This window comes from Mycetohabitans sp. B46, assembly GCF_037389205.1.
In the GTDB taxonomy this organism is placed as follows: Bacteria; Pseudomonadota; Gammaproteobacteria; order Burkholderiales; family Burkholderiaceae; genus Mycetohabitans.
On the sequence record NZ_JADBGL010000002.1, the window covers coordinates 158,110 to 183,654 of the forward strand.

37 protein-coding genes and 1 pseudogene are annotated in these 25,545 nt (G+C 55.4%); 12 read left to right on the forward strand and 26 right to left on the reverse strand.

Translation table 11 applies throughout. The features are described 5' to 3' along the window. Positions 1 to 6: 6 nt before the first annotated feature. The 12 genes from IHE30_RS02670 to IHE30_RS02725 form a co-directional block, all read right to left on the reverse strand. Positions 7 to 546 (reverse strand): phage gateway protein, encoded by a 540-nt coding sequence (locus IHE30_RS02670; protein ID WP_337688603.1) that lies wholly within the window; start codon positions 544 to 546, stop codon positions 7 to 9. After that, positions 543 to 899: a phage collar protein gene (locus tag IHE30_RS02675; protein WP_337688605.1), complete on the reverse strand. Its 357-nt coding sequence runs from the start codon at positions 897 to 899 to the stop codon at positions 543 to 545. Before IHE30_RS02675 ends, IHE30_RS02670 begins: the two co-directional genes overlap by 4 nt. Then, positions 899 to 1,342 carry a hypothetical protein gene (locus IHE30_RS02680; protein ID WP_337688607.1) on the reverse strand — a complete coding sequence of 148 codons (444 nt, stop codon included), beginning with the start codon at positions 1,340 to 1,342 and terminating at the stop codon, positions 899 to 901. The genes IHE30_RS02675 and IHE30_RS02680 overlap by 1 nt, the downstream gene beginning before the upstream one ends. Before the next feature lie 101 nt (positions 1,343 to 1,443). Next, entirely contained in the window at positions 1,444 to 1,884 is a 441-nt protein-coding gene (locus IHE30_RS02685) for a DUF4054 domain-containing protein (RefSeq protein WP_337688609.1), read from the reverse strand. A gap of 2 nt (positions 1,885 to 1,886) precedes the next feature. Next, positions 1,887 to 2,243 (reverse strand): hypothetical protein, encoded by a 357-nt coding sequence (locus IHE30_RS02690; protein ID WP_337688611.1) that lies wholly within the window; start codon positions 2,241 to 2,243, stop codon positions 1,887 to 1,889. 12 nt (positions 2,244 to 2,255) lie between these two features. Next, positions 2,256 to 3,347 (reverse strand): major capsid family protein, encoded by a 1,092-nt coding sequence (locus tag IHE30_RS02695; RefSeq protein ID WP_337688613.1) that lies wholly within the window; start codon positions 3,345 to 3,347, stop codon positions 2,256 to 2,258. 10 nt (positions 3,348 to 3,357) lie between these two features. Next, the gene (locus IHE30_RS02700; protein WP_237070045.1) at positions 3,358 to 3,843 is read right to left on the reverse strand and encodes a structural cement protein Gp24; all 486 of its coding nucleotides are present in this window, start codon (positions 3,841 to 3,843) and stop codon (positions 3,358 to 3,360) included. A 4-nt stretch (positions 3,844 to 3,847) separates the two neighbouring features. After that, positions 3,848 to 5,152, reverse strand: coding sequence for a DUF2213 domain-containing protein (locus IHE30_RS02705; RefSeq protein WP_337688617.1), 1,305 nt, complete (start codon positions 5,150 to 5,152; stop codon positions 3,848 to 3,850). Continuing rightward, the gene (locus IHE30_RS02710) at positions 5,149 to 6,030 is read right to left on the reverse strand and encodes a phage head morphogenesis protein (RefSeq protein WP_337688619.1); all 882 of its coding nucleotides are present in this window, start codon (positions 6,028 to 6,030) and stop codon (positions 5,149 to 5,151) included. The genes IHE30_RS02705 and IHE30_RS02710 overlap by 4 nt, the downstream gene beginning before the upstream one ends. Beyond that, positions 5,999 to 7,510 carry a phage portal protein gene (locus IHE30_RS02715; RefSeq protein ID WP_337688621.1) on the reverse strand — a complete coding sequence of 504 codons (1,512 nt, stop codon included), beginning with the start codon at positions 7,508 to 7,510 and terminating at the stop codon, positions 5,999 to 6,001. Before IHE30_RS02715 ends, IHE30_RS02710 begins: the two co-directional genes overlap by 32 nt. Positions 7,511 to 7,517: 7 nt before the next feature. Next, a complete protein-coding gene (terL, locus tag IHE30_RS02720; RefSeq protein WP_041753215.1) occupies positions 7,518 to 8,900 on the reverse strand; it encodes a phage terminase large subunit in 1,383 nt (460 codons plus the stop codon). Between the two features lie 2 nt (positions 8,901 to 8,902). Beyond that, positions 8,903 to 9,253, reverse strand: coding sequence for a DUF5681 domain-containing protein (locus IHE30_RS02725; protein WP_337688627.1), 351 nt, complete (start codon positions 9,251 to 9,253; stop codon positions 8,903 to 8,905). 103 nt (positions 9,254 to 9,356) lie between these two features. Between IHE30_RS02725 and IHE30_RS02730 the strand changes: the two genes are divergently transcribed. From IHE30_RS02730 to IHE30_RS02750, 5 genes and pseudogenes are all read left to right on the forward strand, one after another. Next, positions 9,357 to 9,623 (forward strand): type II toxin-antitoxin system RelB/DinJ family antitoxin, encoded by a 267-nt coding sequence (locus tag IHE30_RS02730; protein WP_041754127.1) that lies wholly within the window; start codon positions 9,357 to 9,359, stop codon positions 9,621 to 9,623. Continuing rightward, positions 9,610 to 9,891, forward strand: a complete 282-nt coding sequence (locus IHE30_RS02735) for a type II toxin-antitoxin system YafQ family toxin (protein ID WP_337688632.1) — start codon at positions 9,610 to 9,612, stop codon at positions 9,889 to 9,891. Before IHE30_RS02730 ends, IHE30_RS02735 begins: the two co-directional genes overlap by 14 nt. Positions 9,892 to 9,960: 69 nt before the next feature. Further along, positions 9,961 to 11,081, forward strand: a protein-coding gene (locus IHE30_RS02740) for an IS3 family transposase (protein ID WP_337688634.1) whose coding sequence is annotated in 2 segments (ribosomal slippage) — positions 9,961 to 10,219 and positions 10,219 to 11,081 — 1,122 coding nt in all. Because the reading frame shifts where the segments join, the coding sequence is not laid out codon by codon here. A gap of 391 nt (positions 11,082 to 11,472) precedes the next feature. Next, positions 11,473 to 11,562 (forward strand): annotated as a pseudogene (locus IHE30_RS02745) (type II toxin-antitoxin system HicA family toxin); the annotation flags it as partial. Positions 11,563 to 11,586: 24 nt separating this feature from the next. Continuing rightward, entirely contained in the window at positions 11,587 to 11,892 is a 306-nt protein-coding gene (locus tag IHE30_RS02750; RefSeq protein ID WP_337688635.1) for a type II toxin-antitoxin system HicB family antitoxin, read from the forward strand. 162 nt (positions 11,893 to 12,054) lie between these two features. Here IHE30_RS02750 and IHE30_RS02755 read toward each other — a convergent pair whose 3' ends face one another. Together IHE30_RS02755 and IHE30_RS02760 are read right to left on the reverse strand one after the other, a co-directional pair. Further along, positions 12,055 to 12,201, reverse strand: coding sequence for a hypothetical protein (locus IHE30_RS02755; protein ID WP_337688637.1), 147 nt, complete (start codon positions 12,199 to 12,201; stop codon positions 12,055 to 12,057). A 105-nt stretch (positions 12,202 to 12,306) separates the two neighbouring features. Continuing rightward, complete coding sequence (locus tag IHE30_RS02760) at positions 12,307 to 12,573, reverse strand: IS4/Tn5 family transposase DNA-binding protein (RefSeq protein ID WP_337688985.1); 267 nt, start codon at positions 12,571 to 12,573, stop codon at positions 12,307 to 12,309. 203 nt (positions 12,574 to 12,776) lie between these two features. Between IHE30_RS02760 and IHE30_RS02765 the strand changes: the two genes are divergently transcribed. Next, positions 12,777 to 13,097 (forward strand): hypothetical protein, encoded by a 321-nt coding sequence (locus IHE30_RS02765; RefSeq protein ID WP_337688639.1) that lies wholly within the window; start codon positions 12,777 to 12,779, stop codon positions 13,095 to 13,097. A gap of 26 nt (positions 13,098 to 13,123) precedes the next feature. Here the strand turns inward: IHE30_RS02765 and IHE30_RS02770 are convergent, their stop codons facing one another. Beyond that, positions 13,124 to 14,218 (reverse strand): hypothetical protein, encoded by a 1,095-nt coding sequence (locus IHE30_RS02770; protein ID WP_337688640.1) that lies wholly within the window; start codon positions 14,216 to 14,218, stop codon positions 13,124 to 13,126. Positions 14,219 to 14,844: 626 nt separating this feature from the next. Between IHE30_RS02770 and relB the strand changes: the two genes are divergently transcribed. Continuing rightward, positions 14,845 to 15,072 (forward strand): type II toxin-antitoxin system RelB family antitoxin, encoded by a 228-nt coding sequence (gene relB / locus IHE30_RS02775; protein ID WP_337688641.1) that lies wholly within the window; start codon positions 14,845 to 14,847, stop codon positions 15,070 to 15,072. Beyond that, positions 15,056 to 15,325 carry a type II toxin-antitoxin system RelE family toxin gene (locus IHE30_RS02780; RefSeq protein WP_337688643.1) on the forward strand — a complete coding sequence of 90 codons (270 nt, stop codon included), beginning with the start codon at positions 15,056 to 15,058 and terminating at the stop codon, positions 15,323 to 15,325. Before relB ends, IHE30_RS02780 begins: the two co-directional genes overlap by 17 nt. A 165-nt stretch (positions 15,326 to 15,490) precedes the next feature. Here the strand turns inward: IHE30_RS02780 and IHE30_RS02785 are convergent, their stop codons facing one another. The 10 genes from IHE30_RS02785 to IHE30_RS02830 form a co-directional block, all read right to left on the reverse strand. Beyond that, the gene (locus IHE30_RS02785) at positions 15,491 to 16,585 is read right to left on the reverse strand and encodes an XRE family transcriptional regulator (RefSeq protein WP_337688645.1); all 1,095 of its coding nucleotides are present in this window, start codon (positions 16,583 to 16,585) and stop codon (positions 15,491 to 15,493) included. A gap of 15 nt (positions 16,586 to 16,600) precedes the next feature. Further along, positions 16,601 to 17,308 (reverse strand): hypothetical protein, encoded by a 708-nt coding sequence (locus tag IHE30_RS02790; protein ID WP_337688647.1) that lies wholly within the window; start codon positions 17,306 to 17,308, stop codon positions 16,601 to 16,603. A gap of 120 nt (positions 17,309 to 17,428) precedes the next feature. Continuing rightward, the gene (locus IHE30_RS02795; RefSeq protein ID WP_337688649.1) at positions 17,429 to 17,824 is read right to left on the reverse strand and encodes a hypothetical protein; all 396 of its coding nucleotides are present in this window, start codon (positions 17,822 to 17,824) and stop codon (positions 17,429 to 17,431) included. 211 nt (positions 17,825 to 18,035) lie between these two features. After that, on the reverse strand, positions 18,036 to 18,380 hold the full coding sequence (locus IHE30_RS02800; protein ID WP_337688651.1) for a hypothetical protein: 345 nt from the start codon (positions 18,378 to 18,380) through the stop codon (positions 18,036 to 18,038). A gap of 91 nt (positions 18,381 to 18,471) precedes the next feature. Beyond that, positions 18,472 to 19,305, reverse strand: a complete 834-nt coding sequence (locus IHE30_RS02805; protein WP_337688654.1) for an ATP-binding protein — start codon at positions 19,303 to 19,305, stop codon at positions 18,472 to 18,474. Continuing rightward, positions 19,302 to 20,054: a DnaT-like ssDNA-binding domain-containing protein gene (locus tag IHE30_RS02810; RefSeq protein WP_337688655.1), complete on the reverse strand. Its 753-nt coding sequence runs from the start codon at positions 20,052 to 20,054 to the stop codon at positions 19,302 to 19,304. The genes IHE30_RS02805 and IHE30_RS02810 overlap by 4 nt, the downstream gene beginning before the upstream one ends. After that, positions 20,047 to 21,213 carry a DNA cytosine methyltransferase gene (locus tag IHE30_RS02815; protein WP_337688657.1) on the reverse strand — a complete coding sequence of 389 codons (1,167 nt, stop codon included), beginning with the start codon at positions 21,211 to 21,213 and terminating at the stop codon, positions 20,047 to 20,049. Before IHE30_RS02815 ends, IHE30_RS02810 begins: the two co-directional genes overlap by 8 nt. Before the next feature lie 181 nt (positions 21,214 to 21,394). Further along, a complete protein-coding gene (locus IHE30_RS02820; protein ID WP_337688658.1) occupies positions 21,395 to 21,907 on the reverse strand; it encodes a hypothetical protein in 513 nt (170 codons plus the stop codon). Between the two features lie 71 nt (positions 21,908 to 21,978). After that, a complete protein-coding gene (locus IHE30_RS02825; RefSeq protein WP_337688660.1) occupies positions 21,979 to 22,374 on the reverse strand; it encodes a hypothetical protein in 396 nt (131 codons plus the stop codon). Continuing rightward, a complete protein-coding gene (locus tag IHE30_RS02830) occupies positions 22,371 to 22,658 on the reverse strand; it encodes a helix-turn-helix domain-containing protein (protein ID WP_337688661.1) in 288 nt (95 codons plus the stop codon). Before IHE30_RS02830 ends, IHE30_RS02825 begins: the two co-directional genes overlap by 4 nt. Positions 22,659 to 22,697: 39 nt before the next feature. Here IHE30_RS02830 and IHE30_RS02835 point away from each other — a divergent pair, with 39 nt between their 5' ends. The 3 genes from IHE30_RS02835 to IHE30_RS02845 all read left to right on the forward strand — a co-directional run bounded on the left by IHE30_RS02835 (position 22,698) and on the right by IHE30_RS02845 (position 24,192). Continuing rightward, positions 22,698 to 23,159 carry a helix-turn-helix domain-containing protein gene (locus IHE30_RS02835; RefSeq protein WP_337688663.1) on the forward strand — a complete coding sequence of 154 codons (462 nt, stop codon included), beginning with the start codon at positions 22,698 to 22,700 and terminating at the stop codon, positions 23,157 to 23,159. 504 nt (positions 23,160 to 23,663) lie between these two features. Beyond that, positions 23,664 to 24,008: a hypothetical protein gene (locus IHE30_RS02840; RefSeq protein WP_337688665.1), complete on the forward strand. Its 345-nt coding sequence runs from the start codon at positions 23,664 to 23,666 to the stop codon at positions 24,006 to 24,008. A 1-nt stretch (position 24,009) separates the two neighbouring features. Beyond that, positions 24,010 to 24,192 carry a hypothetical protein gene (locus IHE30_RS02845; protein ID WP_337688667.1) on the forward strand — a complete coding sequence of 61 codons (183 nt, stop codon included), beginning with the start codon at positions 24,010 to 24,012 and terminating at the stop codon, positions 24,190 to 24,192. A gap of 41 nt (positions 24,193 to 24,233) precedes the next feature. Here IHE30_RS02845 and IHE30_RS02850 read toward each other — a convergent pair whose 3' ends face one another. Beyond that, positions 24,234 to 24,683 (reverse strand): coiled-coil domain-containing protein, encoded by a 450-nt coding sequence (locus IHE30_RS02850; RefSeq protein ID WP_337688668.1) that lies wholly within the window; start codon positions 24,681 to 24,683, stop codon positions 24,234 to 24,236. 204 nt (positions 24,684 to 24,887) lie between these two features. Between IHE30_RS02850 and IHE30_RS02855 the strand changes: the two genes are divergently transcribed. Next, positions 24,888 to 25,535, forward strand: coding sequence for an ATP-binding protein (locus tag IHE30_RS02855; protein ID WP_337688670.1), 648 nt, complete (start codon positions 24,888 to 24,890; stop codon positions 25,533 to 25,535). The last annotated feature ends 10 nt before the right edge of the window (positions 25,536 to 25,545 follow it).

The following is a 25,545-nucleotide window of genomic DNA, read 5'->3' on the forward strand; positions in this document are numbered from 1 at the left end:
TGGCTCCTAGATGCAACGAATGTTTGTCTCGAACGCGTCAACCGATGGAGCCCGGCTGGCCAGCGTGCGCAAATGGGTGAGGATGAAATCGAATGACGGGCTGGCTTCGAAGCAATCCCGGTCATCAGCAAAATAAGTGTGGCGAATGTCTTGCACGCGATAGATGCCGACTTGATGCGACTGCAACGTGTGGCGCCCAGCATCGCTTTGCAGGATGCACGCGATCAGGTTCAGCAGATCGGATGCCGTCAGCCAATCAGGCTGCTCAGGCTTTTGCGGTGCAAGTACGTTCACTTGAAACGCAGTGTGCATCCACACCGACTCGGTATGGACGAACTGCCCGGCTTCGCGATCCCAGACGCTTTTGCGCTGCGGAAAACCGTACCGGTAATCGCCGATTTTGTTCAAAAACACCACCGGGCCACTTGGCGTGCCTTGTTGCGTCGGCTGATACTGCTGCTTGATGGCAATGTCGGCAATGTCATTCGCGCGCAGCCCGTCACGAATCAACGGTAGCAGAATGCGGAACAGTTTGTTGTCTGTCATATCTGTACGCAAAGCGCGCCGTCCCAGCCGTTGATGTTGAACCAATCGGCATCCGACAGCAGTTGATAGCGCTGACTGGCAAACTCGATTTGATCGCTCGATCGGTCGCGGGCTACATCCTGTAACTGCGCACACGCATACAGACGGATGTAGCGCTTCTGAAAATCAAGGCCAAGGTATTGGTATAGGTTCCGGTCAACAGCTTGTACGCTGCCATACAGCGGCACAGGCGGCGCATACCGGTTCACATCGATGCCCACATCGTTGGTCTCGCGCCCCAAGAATCGGTAATACTCGACACGTTGCTTGCCAATCACGGACAACGCAAGACTAAGCAGGTTAGAGCCTGGCATCACGATTTGTCCTCCACGATATGTGTGAGCGTATTCAAGAGCACACCGGAATCGACCAGCGGCTTAGCCGCAGTCAACGAGACGACGCGGCCTTGCTTCTTGCCACGAAGTCTTGCCTTGACGGTAGCGACCTTCAGCGGGGGGGTACGGATTCTTGAGATGGCGCGGCGAATATCGCCAGCTGCTTTGGCCGACACTTTCTCCGTAACTGCGGCTGGCGTATCCGTGCCACGAAACACCGCCGTATAGCCCTGCTGTGCCAGCTTTGCCCATTGCGCTCGTTGTGCCTGAGCCGTTGGGCGCATCGTCGCGCGCATCGGAATGCCTTTCTCTGGCACGCCATACTCATGGATGGCGGCTATATAGGCGACTGGTGTGCCATCCTGATATTTGGAGGATTCAAACCAGCCAACCTTGCCGATATGGCCGCCGATATCCTGCAACGCTTGATGCAGACGTGCACCGCCGGGGCCGGGCTTGCGTATTACCTTGGCCATTGAATTAACTTAGGAAATAGGACCGCCAAACCCAGGCGGCCTAGGCATCAGGGATAGATGCCGTACACGCGACGAAATGCCGATCCTTCCGGCAGCCCGCTAATATAAAAGCCACCCACGGCAGCAGCCGACAGCAACGCAAGGAGCTGCTGCCCATAGGGGGTGAGCGACAGCCACCATTGCCATTGTGACTTGACAGGCGGTGGGGTAAGCGTGACTTGCACCTTGTCGACGGTTGCGGTGGACACCATGCCCGGCGTTTGACCGCCTTTCACTATGTCCGCCAGCGCAAGGAGATGGGCCGTCATCAGATTCAGCGCACGGACTCGGTCATCGCCTTGCAGGTGCCCATGATCCTCTGGACTCACATAGCACGTCGCCGCCGCCCAGGTTGCCGAAAGCGCGGTGTCGGGATACGCGGTTTTGCTCTCGAATGCAGCAAAGGCTGCGCGAAACGCGCTGACATCCAATTGAATGGACGCACTCACGATCATCCACTCCGCGTCTTAGGGCGCTTTTTCTCCGCAAAGTCTTGCGGTACCAGCGGCGACGCTTGATCGCGACCGGTCATATCCGCGGCAACCTTCTCTGGATCGGTTTTGGATCGCTCGACGTGGATAAAGCCACGTTTGACATGCCGCTGAAAGGCTTCGTCCTTTTCAAGCAGCGCCAAATCTTCGTCCGTCACCTGCGTTACTACACCACGAGGTGTAATTAAGTTTTTGTTGGCGACGCCCGCACCGCCTTTGATCACGATCGCACGCGTACGAATCGGCAAGTCGTTTCCACTGTTGATCCACATGCCATAGGCGGTATCGCATGTTGCGGTCGAGTACACGTAATGCATGATTGCTCTCCGTTAAAGTCCAGTGCGACGCACGACAGCATACGGCCGCTTGCACATTACGCCAGCCGTCGCATTGGAGTAGTCCTCTTCGTAGCCTTTTGCGAGCTGCTGAACCCCCAGCACGCGGAATTTCGCTGGCACGACTTGTACAAAGGTTTGACCGCCGTCGGTCGATTGATCGCTGACGCTTTCGGCGTACAGATATGCGACATTGTCGCCCGCATGGGCTGCATCAAATTCCGGGCAAGACACCACGCGCATCGTCGGATAGGTCTTAGTCAGCCAGTCCTGCACAGACACGCTAAAAATCGAAGTGACTGTCAAATAATCGATGACCGACGTGCCAAGAACAAGCGTCAGTTGTTCTTTTTTCGGGTCGATCACGCCACGCGTCTGGTTGCGCAGATCGGCCACCATCGTGCGAATGTCTGCTGTAATTTCGAGGAAGGTCTTGGACGCCCATTGGGTCGAATTGGCCCCACCCATTGGCAAGGTGACATACGCGGGCAGGCTGGGGTCGTTCAAAAGTCCATAAGTGCGATTGTTTCCATCGTTGTAGCCGTAAAATCCGACGCGATTGCGGTTGATCTCCAGCGCCAGCGTTGCCGCTTCGCGTTTGCCTTCGGCACTATTCACTTTCATCCGCGAAGCGCGTGCTTCTTCGAGCGTGCCAACGCGCATGCCTTCTTCAAAACGCACCACTGTACGCCGCTCGAAGTTGACGTTCCACGACGACAGCGGCACGTTCGTGTAATCCCCATATGGCACGGATGTACCGGTAAGCTCCATGACGCCCTGCACGACTTCCTCATCTTCCCATGCGCCCGCTGTCGTGATGCCCACGCATTCATCGATCGTGCGCGCCGCCGTGGTAATCGCCACAAACCCGGGCAGCCAGTTTTGTAGGAACTGCTCGGGCGTGGTAATCGTCGGTGTAGTTAAACCGGGTACCAGCGCTGCGTCCATCGCCGCCATCATGCGGTGCACGGTTGCGGCATCCATGCCAATACCGATACGGGACAGATCCTGATAGCCAGCGACGCTCGACAGCTTGAGCGGCCGTACTGCACGTGGACCGATATACGAATGTTCTTTGCTTTGCATACTCAGTGCCTCAGTTGGTCAGCGTGATCACGGCCAATCCCGCCCCCGTCGATAGGTAGCGCGAAACAAGCGCGTTGGGTACTTCAACGCTGCCGCTGGGTACCTCGCTATCTTCTTCGATGGTGGACAGTGCGCCCGTCGTGGTGTCGTAGATAACCACATAGCCCACATCGGCGGCAGCAGGCAGGCTCACCACGATTTCGCCCATCGTGAGCAGTTCGCCGATGCTTTGATTGGGTAATTCCATCGTTGGCGTGAGCGTACCGGCTGCTGCGCCATACGAGGCATAGTGTTTGGGGTGGACGAGGATGCCCACAAATTGCCCGGTCCCGCCAACTTGCGCCACGCCGTCGCCCGCGAGCGTATAGGCATGGCCAATCACGTTGGGCTTCGAGGACACCAAGGTCCACGGCGCGGCGCGCACCGGGCCATCGGTAAAAAGTTCGCCCGGCACCCCGAAGGCCATGTCGGCGCGAACAGTGGTTTGGAAAGCCATGTTGTCAGACTCCTTGCAAATATTGGTCGAGTTCGCTCGAGGTCGGATGCTTTGCATCCATACCTTGCCCCGGTTTGGGGGCCTCGCGACCGTGTAGATAACCGTCGAGCGCGGCTATCTCCTGCCCCTTGGCGCAAGCGATACCGAGTTTTGAGACACCGTAGCGCGCCACTTCAACCAGCGTCTTGTCGGCGTGATCAAACGTGCCGATGTGAGCGGACAAGCGGCTGGCCAGCGCATCGCGTTTGCTGATCTCGCTCATGATTCCTTTGGCGGCACTGCGCTCCAGATGAGCCACGCGCGCGCGTAGCGCCGTGACCTCGGCGGCGTCAACGCTCGCTACCGTCTTGCTAGATTTTTGCAACTGGGTTTGCACGGCGGCGCAAGCCTTGCGCAATCCGGCAATGGCGCTGTCCATGCTCGCGCGCATGGATTTCGGTGCAGTCTTGGATGCGGTGCGAAGCGCCTTAATTGCCGCGTCCATGGCTTGCGCGGTTTCTTGCTCGTCTGCTGTCTCTTTATCGCCCTTCGCCGCGGGGGAATCATCGTCTTCATCTTCGGCAGGCAGCGTGTCATCGTCCTCTTCAACCGGCGTCTTGGTCGGAGCATCGTCGCCGATTATCGATGGGTCTACATCGCCGTCCGGCGAGGCAGAAGGTGTCGAACCGACCAGCGCCTGCACCAGCGGAATCAGCTGTTTCACTACGTCGGCAAGCGACACATCTTCATCTTGCCCCGTTGCCTTGCTTGTATTTGTCATGAGTAACTCCTTTGCATCGAATGTGAATGTCATGTGATCCAGGACAGCGACATCGGGTCCCATGCGCCCTTCGTGGACAGACGCGAGGTGGTTACCCCGAATCTTTCGCTGAATGGCGTCGTAGCGTTGGCCGTTGTACTGGCCGCAGGTAAACTCGTATTGGCAGCGATAGCCTGCGGACAGCTCACGCTTGCCGCTATGAATAAGCGCCGCGAGTGATTCGGAGAAGACTTTGATGTTGCCTTTCAGCACACCGTCTTCGTAGTACACGTCCTCGCCAATGACACCTTGAATCCCCTTCTTTTCCGGCGCGATATAGCCGGTATCCTCGCTGCCTAGCATTTCGTGTTCATCGACCCACGGCAGCAGCCTGAACGATTCAATGCAAGCAGGATCGGCCAACTCTTCTTCTGGCCGGTAAACCATGTAAATGCGGCTAGGCTCAGGCGCGCCGATTGATCTGCCCAGATAAGGAAATACACCCACCTTGGAAATCGGGTTGCCTCGAATTTCAGCCCAGCCGTTCGTATCGATGACGCGATTTGTCATGCGTCACCTCGGGAAAAGCGAATGACAGGTATAAAGCTGCATTTACAGTTGGGCTCTTCCCCTGGTCGCACATAGGCCCCATTGGGTCCGACCGGCGCGCCCCTCGCCAGATTGAACACCTTGCCGTCAAAGGCAAGATGGCGTTCGCGAGGATGTATCCCGCCGCCGCTATGCACCCACTCCCCTTGCGTTACGCCAAGTGACATACAGCGCCCATTGTTCAGGCCGTTGTAGACCTTACGTGTTTGATCCAGCGCGATGTTTCGCGCGCGTCGCTTGGTAACACCTTCCTGTTCATGTAGATAGGGGATCAGGTCTTGTAGCCCGTTGCCGCTGCTGATTGCACGCATGACCGCACCCTGTACGCCGGCTAGATACCGGTCAGCAATCGACTTGATGAGGCCAACGTTTTCGGCGACTGAACTGGTGAGGATTTCTTTTGTAGTCGATGGCAGGGCTGTGGTTTTTAGAGATAGTCCACCGGACAGGTCACGCAGGCTGCTGTGCAAACTGGCGCTGCTTGCCTTATCTGCACCCGCGACCATGCGATCCACGATTGCCTTTGCCTTGAGCGCGAAGCGCTTGCGTACACGCCGGATCAGCGCGTTTGTCACGATGCGTGCCTGGCTCGATAGGCTAGCGTCCTGCGCAAAAAAGGCTTGCACTGGCGGGCTCTCGAACAGCGCGACAATTTCTTTATGACTGGCAGCTGTCATCTCGGCAACAAGCTGCTCAAGGTCCTGCTGGTAGCGTGCTTGTAGGCCAGCACTGACGCGCAGCGGCTTGCCGCGTAGCACAGCTGGCTTGAACTGATCCGCCCACACTGCCTTTTTGCGAGTCAGTAGCTTACGCGCCATCATCATGCTCGGGCAATTCATGGTTGGGATCGTCAAACGGATCAGCCGGCATGGCTTGTTCGATGCCCGTGTAGCCGCTAGTGGGGTCTTGAGTAATGCGGCGGCGCTCATCAATACCGTCGATGGCACCGGACTGCACCAGAATGGCTCCGGTTTCCGCTTCCATCTTGTTGACTTCTGCGCGTTCCTTCGCTGTCATCGAATCCAGCGGATTCCATGCCACCGTCGTCTCAAATGGCGGGACGCCAAACTTCGGCACAATTTCCGAGCGGATGACCAGTAGGTGATGACGATCAAGCAGCGGTGTCAGGTCATGCGCTTGAATGCTTTCCAGTTCTTCGTGGTAGCTCGCTTCTTCGAACTCGCCCGTTGCGTTGAAGCCCTTGGGCGATGTGCCGAGCAGCTTGGTGGCCGGCACGTTCGCCGCCGCTGCGACAAGCTGATACTGCGTCATGATGACCGCATCGAAGTCCGCGAGCGCCGTGTCGAACTGCTCGATCTGCTCTTCCGTGCCAACGACCTTGATGCCGTGGTTGTCGCGATAGTGAGCCCAGGTCGCCATCCGCTGCTCGAACTTTGCCTGATTGGCGACAGCATTTTCCACATCCATGTGAATGACCGTACTGCGCTTGGACATCGCGAGCAACGGAGCCTCGTTGGCCGTGCGTTCGGAAGCATAGACGCGCTCGAAAATCTTCTGTGGCACCGGCACGCCACCGTAGTAGTAGGTCGGTTTCAGCACATCCGGAACTTCTCCGGTGCGCAAGATAATCAGGTGCGAATGATGGATCGGCTTGCCATTGATTCGCCAGTAAGTCGGCTCATAGAAGTGCAGGCTTGTCGGGTCGGTTACGGCCGTCGAGCTTAATTCTGGGACTGCCCAATACGGGTCGATTTGCCGGATGCCTTTGTAGCTGCCGGGTGTCACGCCATCTGGATTAAATGGCTTAGCATAATATTCAGGGTCGGTTGACTGGACCACGAACATGGCGATGCGAATGCCGAATACACGCCCCATGCGCACGAACTCGCGCATCTGGTGGTTGATTCGAAAACGCTTATCCTCCTTGCGGATTGCGTCAATGACACCCGCATCAACTCTTGTACCGTCGTTGACCGTGACCGTATAGCCATTGCGGATTGCATCCTTACCCGGCATCGCGCATGCCTTGTCAACCAGCCAGTGCTGCGCGATCAACGCGCAGAGTTGGTAGCCGATGAAGCTCTGTGACGCATACCAACCGACCTGCGCGGCTGGCATGTTTTCCTGTCGGAGCATTGCAATACGCTTGACGCTGTTTTCAAGTTCGTTCGCGTCCATGCCGGCGCCGGCGGCACGGAAATCATCGGCCACCGAGCGCTGAAACGTTGACGCCTGCAAATGTGCCCACGCCTCAGTGTGGCCGACGCGCAGATCGTGCTCAGTCGTGAAAAAGCCCCCGGACTTTGGGGTCTCGGGGGCTTGGGGCGGCTCATCCTTGCGTCGTAGCCAGTTAAACATGTCGGTTTTAATCCAGATCGAAGAAGCCGCGCTTGTGCACCATGATTTCGGCGAACGCGCGTGAGCACGCATCGACCTGGTCATCATGCGTTCCATTCGGGAACAGTCGCATTTCGTTAAGCAAGGCGTCGTTCCACGGACCGCGCAGCATGAGCACATTACCGACGTTGATCTGCGCGGCCAGCGGTTCGGCCCGTGTCGCCTTGTCGCCGGATTCTGGCGAGGTGGTGACCGCGTAGCCCGCCAGCTTGCGGGTCAGGTATAGCGCCTGAGTCTTGCCGGCCTGACCCGGGTCTTGCGGCAGGCTAATGCGCACCGATTTGCCATCGCGAGCGGCTGTGTTCGTCAGTGCCGCGTCCCGCTCGTCGGGACCGCAGCGCAACCTCACCACGTCAGCAATGACAAAGCGGCCATCCTCCAGCTTGCCCAGCTTCGCGCCCGCCGTATAGTCGCCGTCGATGGTCGCGGCCAAATCCCAGCCGCGCACCCATTTGATCGTACCCGCAGGTAGCGCGTCGATTGTCGTGATTGCGTCCGGCTTGATGAGGCCACCATCCGGTGGAGATGGACGTTGCAGGTATTGCCCTGCAAACACATAGGGAGCAGCTTGCTCCATCCGTCTCAGATCATCAATGGTATGTTTCTCCGGCCATAGCGCCGTGCCATCGTCTTGAATTGCAGGCAAACAAACGTGCTCCCACGATTCTCCGTTGCCCCCATCGAGCAACCAGCCTGCCAGGTCGCGCTCATGAAGGCGCTGCATGATCAGGATGATCGGTGTGTCCTTGCTGTTCTTGCGGCTCTCCAGCGTGTTCTGAAACCAATCGATGACGCCCTGTCGAATGACATCGCTCTTGGCTTCGTCGGGCTTGTGCGGGTCGTCAATGATGATCGCGCCGCCAAAGCCCTCGCGGTGCTTGCCCGCACCGAAGCCAGTAATCGTACCCCCGGCACCAGCGGCGTACATCACGCCGCCCTCGGTGGTAATCCAGTGGCTTTTCGAGTCCGAGGCTAAGCGGCAGGCTGGGAAAACCTGCTGGTAAGCCTCGTGCTGCACGAGCGAGCGCACGTTGGCGCTGTTATTCGCGGCCAGTGGTGCAGCATAGCTCGCGTGGATGAACTCGGCATCGGGTACCTGTCCGAGTGTCCAAGCGATAAAGTTGACTACCGCGAGTTCAGTTTTTGAATATCTGGGCGGTACGTTGATGATCAGCCGGTTGACCTTACCGAAAAAGACACGCATCAGCGCATCGCAGATTGCTTTGTGGTGCGGGCCGCGCAGCCACTTGTACCGGCGGCGCTGATAGAACATCCAGCGCGAGAAGAAGTACAAGTCCGCTTGTGCCATCTTTGCAGCCGCGAAGTGTTCGTCCGGGCTGAATGGATGCATAGTCAAATCTCATCGGCGATGGTCTTGGCTATCTCCCAGAATTTATCTGGGGGCATGTTTATGCTTTGAATCGGCCCGCCACCCGTGCCCCCTAGTTCCACACCCTGTACCGGCTTGCCATAACCCCGCTCGATGATCGCCAGTGCAGCCGATAGCCGGTTGCGCTCGTTATCGCCACCCACCATGATTGACTCGATTACCTCAAGCGCATCAAGCGTCTTGGCCTTGCACGCGGCGATCAGGTCCAATTCCTCCTGCGTGCGTTTAGGACGGCCTTTCGGGTTGCCCGTTTGACCTTTGACAAACGGCTTGCCTCGCTGTTTTCTTGCTGTTCTTGCGCTGTTAAGGGTCATAGCTGTTTCGAGTAAGAACCCTCGGCTGTGGTCATCGTTCGGAACTTGATTTGTAGTCAAATTGTGACTACAATTGGTTTAACACCCTGATCAAGGAATGACCATGAGTACCGCTGATACCTACGTTCGTGCTCGCATCGACACTCACACCAAGGAACGCGCCGCGAGTGCGCTTGAAGCGATGGGGCTATCGATTTCCGATGCTATCCGTCTGCTGATGCTGCGCATCGCTGATGAACACCGCCTGCCCTTTGAGGTGAAGGTGCCCAATGCCACCACACGCAAAGCGATTGCTGAACTGGAAGCGGGCAAGGGCAAAAAGTTCGCTAGTGTCGATAGTCTGATGGCAGATCTGCATGCGGACGATTGACCGATCGTCTGCGTTCAAACGCGATTACAAGCGGGAAGCCAAGGGGCAACACCGCACCACGCTGGACGATGTGCTCAAACCGGTACTCCTTGCTCTAGCGACCGACCAGTCATTAGCCACACGCTACCGTGACCACGACCTTTCCGGCGATTGGGCGGGCTACCGAGAGTGCCACATCAAGCCCGACCTGCTGTTAATTTACCGAAAGTCGGATTCCGATACACTCAGATTGGCGCGGCTTGGTTCACACAGCCAGCTTTTTGGGTAACTGACCTGCCCCCGGCAAACAGGGCCGGCCGGAGTTTAGTAAAGTTCGTTTTCGGAGAAGAAGACGAACATGAAGAAGCGCTTTACGGAAGAACAGATCATCGGTTTTCTGAAGGAAGCCGAGGCCGGCAGGCCGGTCAAAGAGTTGTGCAGGCAATACGGGTTCAGTGACGCGTCGTTCTACACGTGGCGCGCGAAGTTTGGCGGCATGCAGGTGTCAGAAGCGCGCCGGCTCAAGGAGCTGGAAACCGAGAACGCGCGGCTGAAGAAGCTGCTGGCCGAGGCGATGCTCGATATGCAAGCGTTAAAGGTTGTCGTCAAGGGAAAGCCCTGAGCCCGCAAGCCAAGCGCGAAGCAGTCGCGGCGATTCGCAAGAAGGTGAATATCTCCGAGCGCCGCGCCTGCCGGCTTGTCGGGCTTTCTCGCAGCGTGTTGCATTACGAAGCGAAGCTGGACCACGAGAATGATGTGTTGAGGGCTCGCCTGGTGGAACTGGCGCACGAGCGTCGGCGGTTCGGTTATCGGCGATTACACGCGATGATGGAGCGCGAGGGTATCCAGGCGAACCATAAGCGCGTGCATCGCCTTTATCGTGAAGCGGGGCTTGCCGTACGGCGCCGTCGACGGCGCCACGGCGTCATGATTGAGCGCGAGCAGTTGGCGTTGCCAAGCGGACCAAACCAGGTGTGGTCAATCGATTTTGTGATGGACGCGCTGTCCAATGGGCGGCGTCTGAAGTGCCTGACCATCGTGGACGATTTCACCAAAGAGGCCGTGGATATCGTGGTGGACTACGGCATGTGCGGCTTGTATGTCGCGCGAGTGTTGGAGCGCGCCGCGCGTTTCCGAGGCTATCCAAAAGCACTGCGAACGGACCAGGGACCGGAATTTACGGGCCGGGCGCTTGATCAATGGGCGTATGCTAACGGGGTGAGCTTAAAATTGATTCAGCCGGGCAAGCCGACGCAGAATGCTTACATCGAATCGTTCAACGGCAAGTTCCGCGATGAATGCCTTAACGAACACTGGTTCACGAGTCTCGCGCACGCTCGCGCGCTTATTGCCGCGTGGCGCCAGGACTACAACGAGCAACGGCCGCACAGCGCACTGAATTACCTTTCGCCCGCACAGTTTGCGGCGAAATATCGGGCAACAGCGGATGCTCCTGCCGCTTTCCAGGAGCTGGTTTAAAAGGACTTTGCTAGAAGCCGGCTGGCCCTAACCAAGGGGGCAGGTCATAACAGCGACGCACTTAAATGCCGTTGCATGCTTATCCCTTATCAATACCCTTCACGCCGGGTCAGCGGTGCGTCCTTGCCGTGAGAATCAAAGCTTGACGCACTGCCGGGGTTGTTGCGGACACTCGCCGGCTTGTCCTGGCCTACGACCTGACGGTCTGGATGGCCGATGAGTCGGTCAACAAAAAAGCCCTGGCCGATTGACCCGGCTCAGGGCTTGAAAATCGCGCCTTTCAACGCGTTGTTTCGTCTGGACGTCAAAATCCAGCCTTTCACAAACGATACAAAAAACTGGGGAAAATGTAAACTTTTATTAAGTAAACTAAAAAGTTTACTTAAGTGTTCAGCGTAGTAAGGTCACAGTGCCCCACCCGAAGAAGGACCTTCCGATGGGCACGGCGCGCAGTATCCTGAAACAGGCTGGCTTGAAGTGACCAGCAGTTTTTGAGAGGAAACCTATGCTCTACCCACTCTATGTCCATGTGGGCGACGCCAAGCATGCCCATGGTGTCACATTCCCGGATTTCCCCGGCTGCTTCGCTGCGGCAGACAACTGGACCGAGCTGCCGGTTGCTGTCCAAGAAGCGGTCGAAGCGCATTTCGACGGCGATGAAGGCTCGATTCCAGAGCCCTCGCCACTCGAAGCGCTGACGCAACATCCCGAATACAAGGGGGACGTTTGGATGTTATTCGACATCGATCTTTCCAAAATCAACGCAAAGGCGGTGCGGCTCAATAATTGCAGGACCGCCTGCCAGAGATAGCGCTGGGGATGGCGGGCGCAGCGGTTCCATGCCACGCGTACCAACCAGTTCACCCCCTCTGGGCGGTGCGTTGCAAACAATTCATAGACATCGCTTTCGCGATCGCCGATGCCAATGAGTTGCGTGTGCTTACAGCGCCGACAGGTACGCAAGTCCCCCGATTCACTTGATGCTTTCCTTCTCGTGGATGGATCGGAATTTGCGCTGCGCGGCGCTGCCCTGGCTTCCTTCACGACGCGCCCAGGTCTTCATGCCCAGCACGCTGAGCGGCAAACTCTCCGGACCGACCGCCAGCAGGCTGTGCATCAAGAACCCGCGCTCATTGCCACCGGTACAGCGCCCCAAACCTTCTGTGGCAGGCAGATGCGTCAGGTTAAATTCGGTTGTGCCCTATATCACCAGCACCACTGGGATCTACTCCATACGGTGCAGCGTCTGCACAATAGGTGGCGCCAGTACACCGTCAGTGTCGAGCTGGTCGTTGTCAAAGAATCGATAGGCTGCCTTCAGTTCAGCAGGCGACAGCGCCTGCGGCAGCCACGTGTGGGGACTAGCCGACAGTTGCCGGGTAAGTGCCACCAGCCGGTACGAGAGGCGTGCGTCACCGAGATTCGCCGATGCGAATTCTTGCTCGCCCAGTCCGCCGTGTCGTCCCCGATCGCCAATCCGCTGCCGCTGCATCAACAGAATGAACCAAAGTTAACACCGTCCAATCCAGTTACAACCGCACTTGTGGGTAAAGCTCAGATGCTGACGGCGAGGTAAGCTTCGCTGACCGGCGGCACGGTGCTATGCGTGTGTGTGATACGAAAAGCCTTAGCTAGTGCTAGTATGATGATGTTAGCGTGCTATTTTCAAGTATCCTGTACTTTAAAGGGAACCCCATGATTTATCGAGGATGGTCCTCCCGAGAAACCTTAAATTCTCAGGTTCGGCGGCCGATCAAAAAAGCGTTACGCTTCCTTATAGTAACGCTTGTCGTGGCTGGATGTGCGCCCTCATTTGGCCCAGAAAAAATAGCTAAACAAGAAGTCGTTTTGTATTCAGATGTTAATCAGGCTTCGGAGATGACTGTTCCAGAAGGTACAGCTTGTCGTATCAGTCAGCGTATGTCGCACGGCAAAGTATACGGCTTTCATTGGACGGAATGTGAAAATGGATTTAAGGGCTATCTAATGGTTGGCGATGAGAAGATATTTGATTAAACACTCTTTTCATAACCATAGACACGCTAATTCTTTGGGTATGAATTCACCTGGATGACCGATTTTGAATGCTTTAGAAAATTATCAATATCAGCTGGAGAATATATTGTTCCAACAGTCCAACGCGGATCAACAACGTTAATACCAATATCAGCGAAAGACTTGACGATCTCAATAGAACAACTATGATCAAGGACGCTATATTTTTTATCTTCCACGATTTTATTGGTCACAGAGCGAAACAATTTTATTTTATCTTCTTCGCTTAATTGAATTACATATCCAATGCTGCTTCGCCCGAGCTGTTGTTTTTCCATATAAGCCTCCTTACTACGAATATCCCAAGCAGTTGGCGCTCTACCATAGATTACGCCACCAATATTGATTGCGACATGGCCAAATTGCGATCCTGGGTGAGTAAGAAAACTGTCACTAATAATTATTTCTACTTTATTGTCAAGAAATCCGTCATGCAAATTACGAACTCCAATCCAGTCTAACATTGTTTTGGCTGCATCACGGCTGCGACTCGGGAAATTGAGAAAGTTATGGTAAAATTTTGATAGGTAAGCTCCTTTGAGTGTCGGCATCAGACGTTGATAGGTTTCAGCCAGTTGAAACTTAACATCAATTTCGTGGCGTCGAGCTTTAGCATAGTTGTTTTCCCATTCTCGATAGAAAAAATGTTCTCCCAGCACAGAAAGCGTAACGCTTAAGCGATCTAGTCTCTTTTCCTCAGCATTGTCGCTTGGGTGGTTGTAAATATTCTGGAGCTTAAATCTGTTGACGTATTCAATTAATTTTTGGTCAGCTTGTGCTTTGGATTCGCTTATTTGTTGCTTCAAAACTCTAATTTTTTCGATGTCTTCTGAAAATTTAATTTGGTCATCGTCTGTTAACTGGCTAATGATAAAATCAGCGTCGGGGGATAGTGATGCTATATGGTGGTCCAGGTCCTTTACTCGACTATATAGAAGATGGGGACATGTAAATTGTTTGCGATTGGCATCAACATGAGGTAATTGTGGACATGCCACTGGAGCGTTGGAAATCTGCGGTGGAAAATTCCAATTAATTCTAGGGGCGATGACGTTAATGGGGGGTAAGGTGAATTTTTTCATTTAATCTCCTGTCGTTTCGACGTATACTTGAACAAGGTTCTTCCTCTTGGTTACGGCAAGGGGTGGAAACAAGAAAGCCCCGACCGCTGCTAACGGTTCGGGGCTTTCGCTTTTATGACAACTTTTTGGTGGCTACTACACGTTCATACCCTTCACGCCGGGTCAGCGGTGCGTCCTTGCCGTGAGAATCAAAGCTTGACGCACTGCCGGGGTTGTTACGGACACTCGCCGGCTTGTCCTGGCCTACAACCTGACGGTCTGGATGGCCGATGATTCAGCCAATAAAAAAGCCCTGGCCGATTGACTAGGCTCAGGGCTTGGAAATCGCGCCTTTCAACCCGTTGTTTCGTCTGGACGTCAAAATCCAGCCTTTCACAAACGATACAAAAAACTGGGGAAAATGTAAACTTTTATTAAGTAAACTAAAAAGTTTACATTTGTTACATTCCGTTCTTTATCGGGATCAATTATCTGCATACGTCTGATTGGAGAAGCAAGGCAAAGGCATAGCTCACCACGATCATCGTACAGCATCTGCAAATGCACCTGTTTTCTAGACAAAGGGGCTTGCACTTCGCCCAGCCTTACACGATACTTGTATCATCCTCTCCAAGGAGCATAGCGCTATGGTCCTTTCAATTCGACTGCCCGGCGATGTAGAAGCCCGGCTGAAGAACCTGGCCGAACTGACCGGGCGCACCAAGAGCTTTTACATCACCGAGGCGATTTGCAAACACCTCGACGACCTCGAAGATTTGTACCTGGCTGAGCATGAGTTTGAAGCGATCCGCGCGGGAAAATCCGAAACCGCACCGCTCGAAGAAGTGATGAAACACTATGGCATGGAAGGTTAAGCTATTGAGCCTGGCACGCAAAAACCTTAAGGAACTTGACCTGCAACATGCTCGCCGTATCCTGCCCTTCCTACATGAGCGTGTATCCGTAATGGACGACCCTCGCAGCATTGGCGAAGCCCTCAAAGGTTCGCGCTTGGGGGCTTTCTGGAAATACCGTGTCGGGGATTGCAGAATTATTGCTAATATCGAGGACGGTACTTTGCGCATTCTCGTTGTGCGAATCGGAAACCGCCGCGAGGTGTACCGATGAGCAGCAAAGCGAATCAAAGATTCAGAACTGCTCCCGATCTCGCATCAAGCGGTGTGAGGCTGCATACACATTCTCCCGCACCCGGCGCACGGCTTTGAAAAAACCCATGCGCGAATAGCCCAGTTCATAGGCTGCTCGTTTAATTGGGCGGACCTGCTTAAGTGTTCAACTCAATACACGGCGATTGCCGCGATGCGCTGTACTCGTCCCGACGGTGGGAGAAACGCTGGACAAGGCTAGGCCAAATGTCAAATTATCAATGTCTTCCTGCATGATGCACAGTTCCTTGGCGAGCATGCCACGCGTGATGCCCTCCGAGCGAAGCGCATTAAAGACCTTACGTAGTATCTGCGAAGATTCGGGTCGCATGGGGTTGGGCTCGGAAGTCCTATAGCCGTTCCTTGCTATCTGGATGCAAAGGTTCCGATACGTCCACTCCGAAAAAAAGCCCAGCTGATTCATACGATAAGCCAGCGCGGCTAACGACACGCCCCAAACCTGCTTAAGCCGCATCAGCCTGTCTAGTGTCAGCACTGCCGTGCCGCGTCCACAAACATTTGCCGGAGGCATCAAAAACGCCGAAGCGAAGGCGTTTGCCTCACGCTCCATCTCTGGGCTATGCGCCCCTCCATGCAGCATGCTGTGTCTGTCGCGTATCAGGTGGCCTAGTTCGTGAGCAGCGTCAAACCGACTATGCTCCGCCGACTTAAAGGTATTCAAAAACACAAAAGGCTTTTCACGATGCCATACGCTGAATGCATCAACCTCCCTTGCCTCCATGGCCAAGGAATAAACCCGAATCCCCTTGGCCTCAAGCAGATGAATCATGCTTCCTATCGGCGCTTCACCAAGGCCCCATACCCTGCGCAAGGTCGCGGCAGCTTCCTCCGGGGACAGATCGCTCAGGTCGGGAAGATCTGCTCCAGGAAGGTGGAATCGTTCTTCAATCCAATCATTCAGCAAGAACGCAGTAACACCAGCGCCAAGAGCCGTGTTCCGCAGCGTTGCCGACATCTTCGACATCGAGCGGAAACTGGCAGTGTCAGGCTCGATCGATGGCAGGTCGTCGCCCGCAAAGAACTCGACCGGAAACCGAAGAAGCGTGCTCATTTGCGCTAGCCTCTCCGGCTCCGGCGCGTACTCGCCAGACTCATACCCCTGAATGGAGCGCACCTGAAGGCCCAACTCCTTGGCAAGGCGCGCCTTTGTCCAGCCGCGCCGCATACGGGCAAACGTCAGCCTCTTCGGGTTAAAAAACATCGTGTTCCCTACTCATTAAGTGCCGACACGGCGCTCGACAGGCACGTCCATAGGTTCAGCCGAAGCATCGCCCAGAACACCGACCTCGTCATTAGGCTGAATGGCGCCCAGGATAATCCTCTCACTCCACTCTACGATCTTTTTCCGCTCAAACCGCGACGGTAGCGAGATCTCCATGCGAACCTCATCTTTCCCATTTAGTCCCACCCCAACGTGATACAGGAAAACCCACAGTTGCGTCGCCTCTTTCGAGCCAGCTAGCGTCGAAGATACAGAGCCTGCTTCAAAAAGCCTTAGCTGTTCCTGATTCCTTGCAATCGCCTGATTAAGTATCGGTCCTTTTTCGGCCTGATTCGTTGGATTGCCGTTGGGGCGGCCTGTATCCGAGTCACCCGTCATGACAACAATCGCAACGGCACGGTCTGGTGACACAATAAACGGACAGTTTCGCAAGTCCTTGGGCTTCCATCCATGCTTCGTTAGCATGGAACGAACCGCATACACGACGGCGTGCCAATGATATGAGCCAGCCGCAGTGGGTGAATGCAGTGCCGTAGCTTCAAGTCGCGCCCGATAGCCATGCTCATTCGCCTCCCTTAACAGAGACTCATTAAGACTGGCGTGCAACTCCGAAAGCCGGAAAGAAACCTGTTCAGGTTCAGACAAGACTCGGCAGCTGTTCTGACGAGGCAACGGTGGAAGACCCGGCAATGCTTGCGTCACGGACAACTCCTGGATAGTTAACTTCCGGTTATGGTACCACGTTTTGAGCAACAAAAACCAGAAGTTATAGCGTAGGTGGTCGCCCCGACCGTTTAAGTTTCGGCTTGGCACGCACCGGGCTCAACGCACAACTCCCTCTCCTTCTTGCATACGTAGTTCGCTCATCAAGCGGCGTGAGGCCGCATACACGTTCTCCCGCACCCGGCGCACGGCTTTGAAAAAACCCATGCGCGAATAGCCCAGTTCATAGGCTGCTCGTTTAATCGGGCGGACTTGGCCCAGGTAAAACGCCATGAACGCCTGTTTGGATCGCCCTTCCGGATATGCCATCACCGCCATGTTGAATAAATTCAGCGCAACATCTAGTTCCGCATCACGCTCATCGCCCAGCCCTGCCGGTTCTCTAAGCCGTAGCAAAATATTTTTCGGCCGCAATGGTGCATAAAGTCGCCGCGTCTTACTCCACTCAACCCAGCGCAAACAAAACTCATGCAGCGCCTGGTTATCTCCGTTCATGTTTTTCCACTTGCGTTACCCTTATCGCCTGCAATCCTGGCCTTTTGGGCAGTAAAACCTATGCGCACTTAAAACAGGATATCCTCGTTCAAAAACTCAAATATTGCTCCGTCAGCCGTACTCATGACTACTTGTTTAACTTGATTGCCGTGATCAGTTCGCGCTTTGTGATGATTGCCGCCGCCTGCCCATAACCCGCTTACCCTGCTTGTCATTGCCTGAACACCGCTGTCAGCGGATCCGCCGGGAGCGCTGTTTCACGCGCTTGCGCAGGCCGCCACTTCACAATTCTAACGTTCGATGATTCTACGGGTGGCACAGGCTTTTTTGTGCGTTCGAAATATTGCGGGGAGCGGGAAGGCGCAGGATTACTTTTTTGAGTCCCCTTCGCATGGCGAAGGTACCGGTCTGCAACCAGCTGGTGCACGCACCGATTCACGAACCCTTGGCTAACCCCCAGGCTGATCGCCATCTCTTTCATGGTCATTGCCGGGCGTTTTTCCATAACCTCGCAGAGCCGGCGCAGGGGCGAACCGTCTTCGGTGATGGGCTTCATTCTTCTTCCTAATCTAAACGCAACGACTGGCTTGCTTCGATGCCTGAACCCAACTTCACGATCACCGAATGCTTCGACAAAGTCCGATGCGTCACAGTCGCCCCCTCATGCTCTCGAAATCAAATGGAACGATCTCCCCGCCGTCCTCGCGCAACCTGTCGATGAGTCGCTCACCAAGATAAGAGATAACGCCCGGGCGCAAAGGCGAATCCGGCGGATCGTCTTTGCGCCGGTAGTCCTCAAGCGGCACATTGGCGAGCAATAGCGTGGGCCTTCGCTTCTCGTACCGCTCGTTGAGGATATCGAACAGGATCAACTTCTCGGTGTCGCTACCGAACTGCTGGCCAACCTCATCGAAGATGAGCAGATCGGGCTGCACAAAATGCGTGATCGCCTCGCTCTCGCTTTCCGGGCTGTTCCTGCGCCACGCCTCCTTGACCCGGCGAATGGCACGCAGCACAGACGTGAACAACACCGTGCGGTTGTCGCGGTGCATGATGCGAAGGCCAATGCCCACAGAAAGGTGAGTCTTGCCCGTGCCGGGTTTGCCGACAAACACGGCCGAGCGGCCAGTTTTTAGCACGTCATCGAAGCCGTCGGCGTAGGCTAGGGCGAACGCGAGTGCGCGTTTCTGGCCGGGATGCTCGGCCACGAACGACTTGAGGCTGCGATTCTGGAACCGCTCAGGAATGCCCGCCCCCTCAATGCGCTTTTGCCAAGCCTGCAGTTTCGCCTCGCGGCTTTTAGCTTCGGCCTGCGCCTTCTCCCGTGTCTGGACTTCAGCGTTGCACGTCGGGCATTTTGACCAAATCTGACCGATGAAGCACTTGGCCTCGTACTCGCCGTGCTTGTCGCATACCGCCATGCGGGCTTGGGGCTCGGCATGAACCCCGCCCCGCTTGAGTGTTTCCGCTACGCGGTTCATAGCCTGCCCCCCTCACCGTAATCGATCGCGGCGAAGTTTTCCGATTTCGGCAGCCGCCTACCGGGTGTCGCTTTCTGGCTCGATCCGCGCAGGCGATTGCCTTGAAGGGCCTTCACCAACGCGTGATCCCACTCGTGCTGTGTTCTGGCTTTGGTTTGGGTGAGCCAGTACGCGATGAATTCACCAATGGCGGCATTGAATGCATTGCTGTCTGGCATCGGCAAACCCGACTGGTGTGCCAGCGTTGACAGATGCGGCGACGGCTTCCAGCCCACGAACATCCGAAACGCCGAGTTTTCGTCTGCGCGCGCGCTAGGTAGGGGGGTAGGGATATCGTCTTCGACTACGCCTTCGTCTAAGTGTTCATCTGCTGGCATCTGTGAGTCGTCTGCTACGCAACTGCTATGCATGTGCTGTGCCTCTGCTGGCGGCTGCGGGTATTTGCTTTCCTTTGCTCGTATCTGCTGGCGAAAGTCGAGCATCTCCAAGTACCGCTTGCCGGCAACCTCGTAGACACGGACAAGGCGGGCTTGCTCGACAGCCGCGAGCAAACGTTCCATGTTGGCGTCCCGAACGGTATCCAGTTTCAGGGGATAGAGTGCCGCTCTCAGCAGCGACGGATGAGCAGTAAAGCGCCCGTAATCATCGACCACGGACATCAAACGGCGATAGAACACCTCCGCTTCCCAACTCAGCTCATTGACTCGCTCACTGGTCAGAATTCCTTCTCGGAGGACCCGGTTAGGCATAGTTGATTTTCTCCACGCGCGCGATGCGCTCGCCAATCCAGCGCATCGGCGGGATTGCCATGCTGTTGCCCAGTGCTTTGTAGCGTGGAGCGTCAGCCGCGCGCTTGCCTTGGATGTCGATTGCCGTGTAATCGTCGTCAAGCCCCATCAGGCGCTCGCATTCGCGTGGCGTGAGGCGGCGCACTGCACCTTCATACGCTACGGCCTGACAACCGCCACCGCTCTGACACGAGTTCGCACGCCCCATGCTGCGCATCGTTGATGCGGCCTGTCCAACGCCGAAACCGTTCTGTCCCGATGCCTCGTAGTCGAACGCGATGGCCGGTGCGTGCCCGCTCGCCACCAGCGGGTGGCAGGGATCGCCGGGCCGCGGATGACTGCCATTCTCGGCAAATGTGATCTGCGTGGTGTCGAATGCGATGATGCCCACGCCAGCGCCGGTACGGCCTCCGCTCGCCTCATCGCCCTCGCCGTGCAACGTGGGGGCTACGAGTCCGCCACCGCAGTCGAAATCGGCTCCCAGGCCGCCACCGCCACGAGTATGCGCAGCAAGGGCTGGGGCAGCACTTTGCCCCGCTTTTCGGCGCGGCGGAGTATGCCCGCGCAGGCTCTCGCGCTCAAAAAGTACCGCCGCAGGTGCTCGCCAGTCTCCAAGATATCCGACAATGAACACACGCCGTCGTCGTTGAGGCACGGCGCGAGCGTGTGATTCCACTCGGACGTACTGAGCGTCAAGAACGCGGTAGGCGAACCCATACCCGAGTTCCGCCAGCGCGCCAAGCAGGGTGCCAAAATCCCGTCCGCCATTTGATGACAGGACACCGGGGACGTTTTCCCAGACCAACCAACGGGGGCGATACTTTGCAGCAATGGCAAGATAGGTAAGCATGAGGTTGTCACGCGGGTCTGCCAATCCCTTTCGCAGTCCGGCAACGCTGAAGGCTTGGCAAGGTGTTCCGCCAACGAGAAGATCGATAGTTGCATCAGGCCAATCCATGAAGCAGGTCATGTCGCCAAGATTCGGCACGCTCGGATGTCGCTGTGCGAACACCGCACACGGGAATGGCTCGATTTCGCTGAACCACGCGGCACGCCAGCCCAGCGCATGCCTGGCAACGGATGCAGCCTCGATGCCGGAGCATACGGAGCCGAAAATCATGTTGCTTGCCCGCCAAATCGGGCCTGGACGCGGACCCGTGCAGCTTTGAATGCTTGCTGCCAGCGCCGGTGCCGTCCGTCATCGAACAGATAGGGGTTACGCGGTCGAGGCACTCGGCCATCGAATTGCACGCAAGCGGCAGCAAAGGCCTGCATTTCAATCAATGTGCGATGGGCTTTTTTCACGCCATCCTCCCCGTCAGCAGCTTCTTGAGCAGCATGTTTTCACGCTCGAGTTCGTCGGTTTTCTCGCGCTCCAGGCGCAGACGCCGCTCCATCTCGGTCTCAAGCGGGGTGAGCTCATAGCCCCGTGACCGGGCCAGCCAGATCAGCGGCGCTTCGTTGCAGCACAAATCCATAAAGGCGTTTAGCTTGTCCTGGGGGAAGTAATGTTGGCCGCTTCGGGTGATGCGCGACCACTGCGCCACGTCAGCGACAATGCCCTGCTTTCCGACGATCTTCTTGTCGTCCAAGCCAGAGAGTTGCTGACACAGGCGGATGGCCGCTGTCATTGACGGTTGCGCGTCGATGCAGCGTATGTCCACGCGCTGCATTTCCGGCTTTAAGTTCAGTTCCCGCTGCATCGAAGCATCTCGCGTCAAATCGTTTGTCTCGTGTTGTATCGTGGTTTCGGGGAAAATTTTTGGTATGCCATAACCAATTTCGACGTGCCCATTGGAAAGAATGCAAGCCACCGCTATGCGGAAATCGAAGTCTCTAACCTCTTCAATCCATACATAACGAGGCTCGCATGAACGTAAATTCCTTACCTGGCAGCTTCAACAGCATCGTGACTTTGGTAAGGTCTTGGACCGACTTTCGCGATACACAGGTAGTCGCGACCGTCAAGATTCAACTCACGGAAAAGCTCCTGTAAACACAACTCAGCCTCTCCGAGATACTCGCGGCCATCATCGAGAAAGACGCTCGGATTGCAGATCTGACCAACCGCGTACGCGAGTTGGAAGCCCAACAAACCGAACGTGCTCGTTACGAGCTTCGAGAAATCGTGCCCAGCGGGAATATCTTCGCTTACGCGCTGAAGCCGGCGGCCGAACTGACAGAGTGCGAACTGGAGCCGCCGCACTTCATCTGTCAACGTTGCTTCGACGAGAGAAACGTCAAATCCATCCTCCAAGGTCAGATTAGTTGTGGCCATCATTTAATGCTCCGATGCTCCATGTGCTCAACAGAACTCGATGCTGGAAAAACCGCTGCCAACGACAAATCTGAAGTTGTTGCCGCAACGCCAGGGGCAGGCTTCGGAGCGCAATACGTTGAGTGGAGTTCTTGAATACGAACCCAATGCGACATACTGGTGTCATTCGACTGGCCATTTTCGATCCGGCTGATAGTTGCTTGCGACAGTTTTGTGCTTTGCGCAATACGGCTTTGGCTTAAGCCAGCAGCACGTAACTCGGCAACCAATTCCTTGGCACTTTTCATTCCACTGCTCCTTTTAGCCAGCCCGAAATCTATACTCAAATGAATAAATTTGTCAATCCATTGATGGATAGATATTTGGCTGCCAGTTATGCGCCAACGTATATTTCGTACATGGAACTTGCCGATCGATTAAAAGAGGTGATGCGAGAGCGACGTGTGAAGAGCCAGTCAGCTCTAGGACGCATGTCTGGCGTACCTCAGCCGACCATCAACAGACTTCTGCGCGGACATACCGAAAACCCGGATTCGGATACGATCGCCAAGCTCGCGATTGCCCTATCGATACATGCGGAATGGCTGCTCACAGGGCGTGGAGAAAAGGAGTTGCCTCATGCGGCCAACCCTGGAGCGCGGCTGCGCGGCACTTGGCCATTCGCTTTTTCGCAACATCGCTTTGATGCTCTCCCTAGGGAACACAAAGATAGGGTTGAAACCTATGCACTCGCCACCGTAGAGATGTGGGAGGCATCACAGCCTAAAAGGAATACAGGAACCCACTAAACGAGAGAATGCAAAAATATTTCATTTTCCTACAGGTGAATTGTTAGATTTTTCGTTAAATAAGTGATAGACAAAAAATTTTTCTATATGCGCTAAGTACTGGCCAAGTCCTACTTCAGTTCAATAACATAGAGCAACGAACTTCATGATTCACTGTTCCCGCTGCATGGGCTCGTACAGTGAGTCACTGCCGTTGCTATAGGATGGGATGACCTGGTTCTCTCGCCTGGCATTCTCCAGATAAGCTCCCAAGATCAAATCAAATGCTTTGTCCGTGTGATCGGATCAGCAAGCGCTGCTGGACTCTGAGCTATCTCTCGCGCATTCATGTCACGCCTGCGATATGTGGCCTTTCAGCCTGATAGATAGCCGCGCGCACCACAATGCGGGCACGCGTGGCTGACGCTAGTATGCAAATTTATTCATCTGCGTATTGCGCATAACTATTCGTTTGTGTATATTCGTTTTCATGGCGTCACCTGACGCGCACTGAGTGAGAAAGCGATGCCCCCCTACGTAGATGTGGATCAACTCCAGGACTACCGCTACGCCCGCGAAAAGGCCGAAATGGACGAGCGCGCAGACGCCGAGGCGGAGCGTGACGAACTCATCGCGTCCATCGCCAAAGAGAAGTTCGCCCGTAAGGTCAACAAACTGACGTACGACGACATCATCGGCGGTATGCATAGCGCGATGCAGTCAAAGCATGGCGAAACGCTGCGTGCCACATGGCTGATGGGCGACGCTCAGTTTGGCGCGATGGTCAAGCGCATTGTGCTGGACACGATGCGCGAGGATGCAGAGACAGAAGCGATCTGCGATGTCGGAAAATTAGAAACGGAGCACTGAAATGCGCAAGACCAAGGCTCGCACCGAAAACAAGCGCCCCACCGGCCTGAACGACGCCAAGGACATCACCCCGCCGCTGTGGGATCGGATGCTCCTTTGGTCCGGAATGTCGGATAGGGCCGTTGCGATCGCATGCTTTGCAATCACACTAGGCGTACTAATTGTGGTGAATCTCGATAGGTAATAGCGCGCGCCTCATGCTGTTTGGGCAAAAAGATTATTTCTTCAGAAAAACGATCTGATTAGGAGAGATGTCGTGCTAGCAACCGTCACACCGAGCATCCATTTGAGGAGCAACGCTTCGCCTTTGGCTTCCGCAAACCTTTTATCAAGGTCACCCCTTACTTCCGCGAACCTTTTGTCAAGCTCACCCCTTACCTCCGCAAATCCCTTGTCCACCTTAGCATCTAAGTCGGCAAAACGCTTGTCCACTTCAGCAAAGCGCTTGTCCATCTTGGTTTCCAAGTCAGCCAAATGCTTGTCCATTTGGACATCCAGGCGGCTCTCAAGTTTTTCCAACTCAGCGTGCAGGTCCGCTTTAGTCACAAGCTGGTTCAGGTTGGCCTCGAAGATATCTGCGAACACCTCGGCCTCCGCTTCAGCCTGCGCAGGCGGCACGCCGGCGGTCTTGAGCCGGTTGGCAAATTTTAGTGTGTCGAAGGCGATGGCGGCCATGGCGAAATGTCAGAAAACGTGCCAGATAGCGTGCAGCATAGCACATATTTGGCCCTTTCCCCTCACGCCCGAACATGCACCAGGGCATCCCAAACCCTGCCCCCCTTCACGCTAAGCGCATGAACACGGACTACGGCCCCGACTACCGGCAACAGCAAGAGTTACAGGAATTTCTTGAATGGCACGCATCACAAGGAGTCGAAAATGAGCATCGCAACGTTGGTTCTCGGTCAGAGCGGAACCGGAAAGTCTACGTCCCTCTGCAAGATGGACCCGGCACACACCCTATTGATCCAGACTATCCGTAAGCCGCTGCCTTTTCGCGCAGCAGGATGGGCTTATCACACGAAGGAGAAAGCGGGCAACATCTTCGTGTCGGATCAATCCCAAAAAATCATCACGATCATGCAGCATACCAAGCGCAAGGTCATTGTGCTGGACGATTTCCAGTACATGCTTGCCAACGAGTTTATGCGCCGCAGCGACGAACGTGGATTTGACAAGTTCACCGAGATCGGCCGCCACGCATGGGACGTACTTTGTGCTGCTGGCACGCTACCCAATGACGTGCGCGTTTATGTGTTCAGCCACACCGAAGAAGATCAGTCTGGCACCACGAAGATCAAGACCATCGGAAAAATGTTGGACGAGAAGATCACGATCGAAGGGATGTTCACGATAGTTCTGCGCACCGACGTGTCCGATGGCACATACACCTTCACCACACGTAACAACGGCCGCGACACCGTTAAAAGTCCGATGGGATTATTTGAATCAGAACGCATTCCGAATGACTTGTCAGCGGTCGACCACGCCATCACAGCCTTTTACGAACTGACTGAAACCACCTGAACGGAAACAC

Bases quoted from the DNA above. Each gene is read 5' to 3' on its own strand.
- IHE30_RS02705 (WP_337688617.1), bottom strand. From the start codon at position 5,152: ATGACAAATCGCGTCATCGATACGAACGGCTGGGCTGAAATTCGAGGC.
- IHE30_RS02670 (WP_337688603.1), bottom strand. From the start codon at position 546: ATGACAGACAACAAACTGTTCCGCATTCTGCTACCGTTGATTCGTGAC.
- IHE30_RS02810 (WP_337688655.1), bottom strand. From the start codon at position 20,054: ATGCCTAACCGGGTCCTCCGAGAAGGAATTCTGACCAGTGAGCGAGTC.
- IHE30_RS02715 (WP_337688621.1), bottom strand. From the start codon at position 7,510: ATGTTTAACTGGCTACGACGCAAGGATGAGCCGCCCCAAGCCCCCGAG.
- terL (WP_041753215.1), bottom strand. From the start codon at position 8,900: ATGCATCCATTCAGCCCGGACGAACACTTCGCGGCTGCAAAGATGGCA.
- IHE30_RS02830 (WP_337688661.1), bottom strand. From the start codon at position 22,658: ATGAAAAGTGCCAAGGAATTGGTTGCCGAGTTACGTGCTGCTGGCTTA.
- IHE30_RS02750 (WP_337688635.1), top strand. From the start codon at position 11,587: ATGCTCTACCCACTCTATGTCCATGTGGGCGACGCCAAGCATGCCCAT.
- IHE30_RS02735 (WP_337688632.1), top strand. From the start codon at position 9,610: ATGCGGACGATTGACCGATCGTCTGCGTTCAAACGCGATTACAAGCGG.
- IHE30_RS02795 (WP_337688649.1), bottom strand. From the start codon at position 17,824: ATGAACGGAGATAACCAGGCGCTGCATGAGTTTTGTTTGCGCTGGGTT.
- IHE30_RS02815 (WP_337688657.1), bottom strand. From the start codon at position 21,213: ATGATTTTCGGCTCCGTATGCTCCGGCATCGAGGCTGCATCCGTTGCC.
- IHE30_RS02725 (WP_337688627.1), bottom strand. From the start codon at position 9,253: ATGACCCTTAACAGCGCAAGAACAGCAAGAAAACAGCGAGGCAAGCCG.
- relB (WP_337688641.1), top strand. From the start codon at position 14,845: ATGGTCCTTTCAATTCGACTGCCCGGCGATGTAGAAGCCCGGCTGAAG.
- IHE30_RS02690 (WP_337688611.1), bottom strand. From the start codon at position 2,243: ATGCATTACGTGTACTCGACCGCAACATGCGATACCGCCTATGGCATG.
- IHE30_RS02785 (WP_337688645.1), bottom strand. From the start codon at position 16,585: ATGTTTTTTAACCCGAAGAGGCTGACGTTTGCCCGTATGCGGCGCGGC.
- IHE30_RS02765 (WP_337688639.1), top strand. From the start codon at position 12,777: ATGATTTATCGAGGATGGTCCTCCCGAGAAACCTTAAATTCTCAGGTT.
- IHE30_RS02675 (WP_337688605.1), bottom strand. From the start codon at position 899: ATGCCAGGCTCTAACCTGCTTAGTCTTGCGTTGTCCGTGATTGGCAAG.
- IHE30_RS02770 (WP_337688640.1), bottom strand. From the start codon at position 14,218: ATGAAAAAATTCACCTTACCCCCCATTAACGTCATCGCCCCTAGAATT.
- IHE30_RS02700 (WP_237070045.1), bottom strand. From the start codon at position 3,843: ATGGCTTTCCAAACCACTGTTCGCGCCGACATGGCCTTCGGGGTGCCG.
- IHE30_RS02710 (WP_337688619.1), bottom strand. From the start codon at position 6,030: ATGAATTGCCCGAGCATGATGATGGCGCGTAAGCTACTGACTCGCAAA.
- IHE30_RS02760 (WP_337688985.1), bottom strand. From the start codon at position 12,573: ATGCAGCGGCAGCGGATTGGCGATCGGGGACGACACGGCGGACTGGGC.
- IHE30_RS02850 (WP_337688668.1), bottom strand. From the start codon at position 24,683: ATGGCCGCCATCGCCTTCGACACACTAAAATTTGCCAACCGGCTCAAG.
- IHE30_RS02835 (WP_337688663.1), top strand. From the start codon at position 22,698: ATGAATAAATTTGTCAATCCATTGATGGATAGATATTTGGCTGCCAGT.
- IHE30_RS02840 (WP_337688665.1), top strand. From the start codon at position 23,664: ATGCCCCCCTACGTAGATGTGGATCAACTCCAGGACTACCGCTACGCC.
- IHE30_RS02845 (WP_337688667.1), top strand. From the start codon at position 24,010: ATGCGCAAGACCAAGGCTCGCACCGAAAACAAGCGCCCCACCGGCCTG.
- IHE30_RS02805 (WP_337688654.1), bottom strand. From the start codon at position 19,305: ATGAACCGCGTAGCGGAAACACTCAAGCGGGGCGGGGTTCATGCCGAG.
- IHE30_RS02825 (WP_337688660.1), bottom strand. From the start codon at position 22,374: ATGATGGCCACAACTAATCTGACCTTGGAGGATGGATTTGACGTTTCT.
- IHE30_RS02730 (WP_041754127.1), top strand. From the start codon at position 9,357: ATGAGTACCGCTGATACCTACGTTCGTGCTCGCATCGACACTCACACC.
- IHE30_RS02695 (WP_337688613.1), bottom strand. From the start codon at position 3,347: ATGCAAAGCAAAGAACATTCGTATATCGGTCCACGTGCAGTACGGCCG.
- IHE30_RS02855 (WP_337688670.1), top strand. From the start codon at position 24,888: ATGAGCATCGCAACGTTGGTTCTCGGTCAGAGCGGAACCGGAAAGTCT.
- IHE30_RS02780 (WP_337688643.1), top strand. From the start codon at position 15,056: ATGGCATGGAAGGTTAAGCTATTGAGCCTGGCACGCAAAAACCTTAAG.
- IHE30_RS02800 (WP_337688651.1), bottom strand. From the start codon at position 18,380: ATGAAGCCCATCACCGAAGACGGTTCGCCCCTGCGCCGGCTCTGCGAG.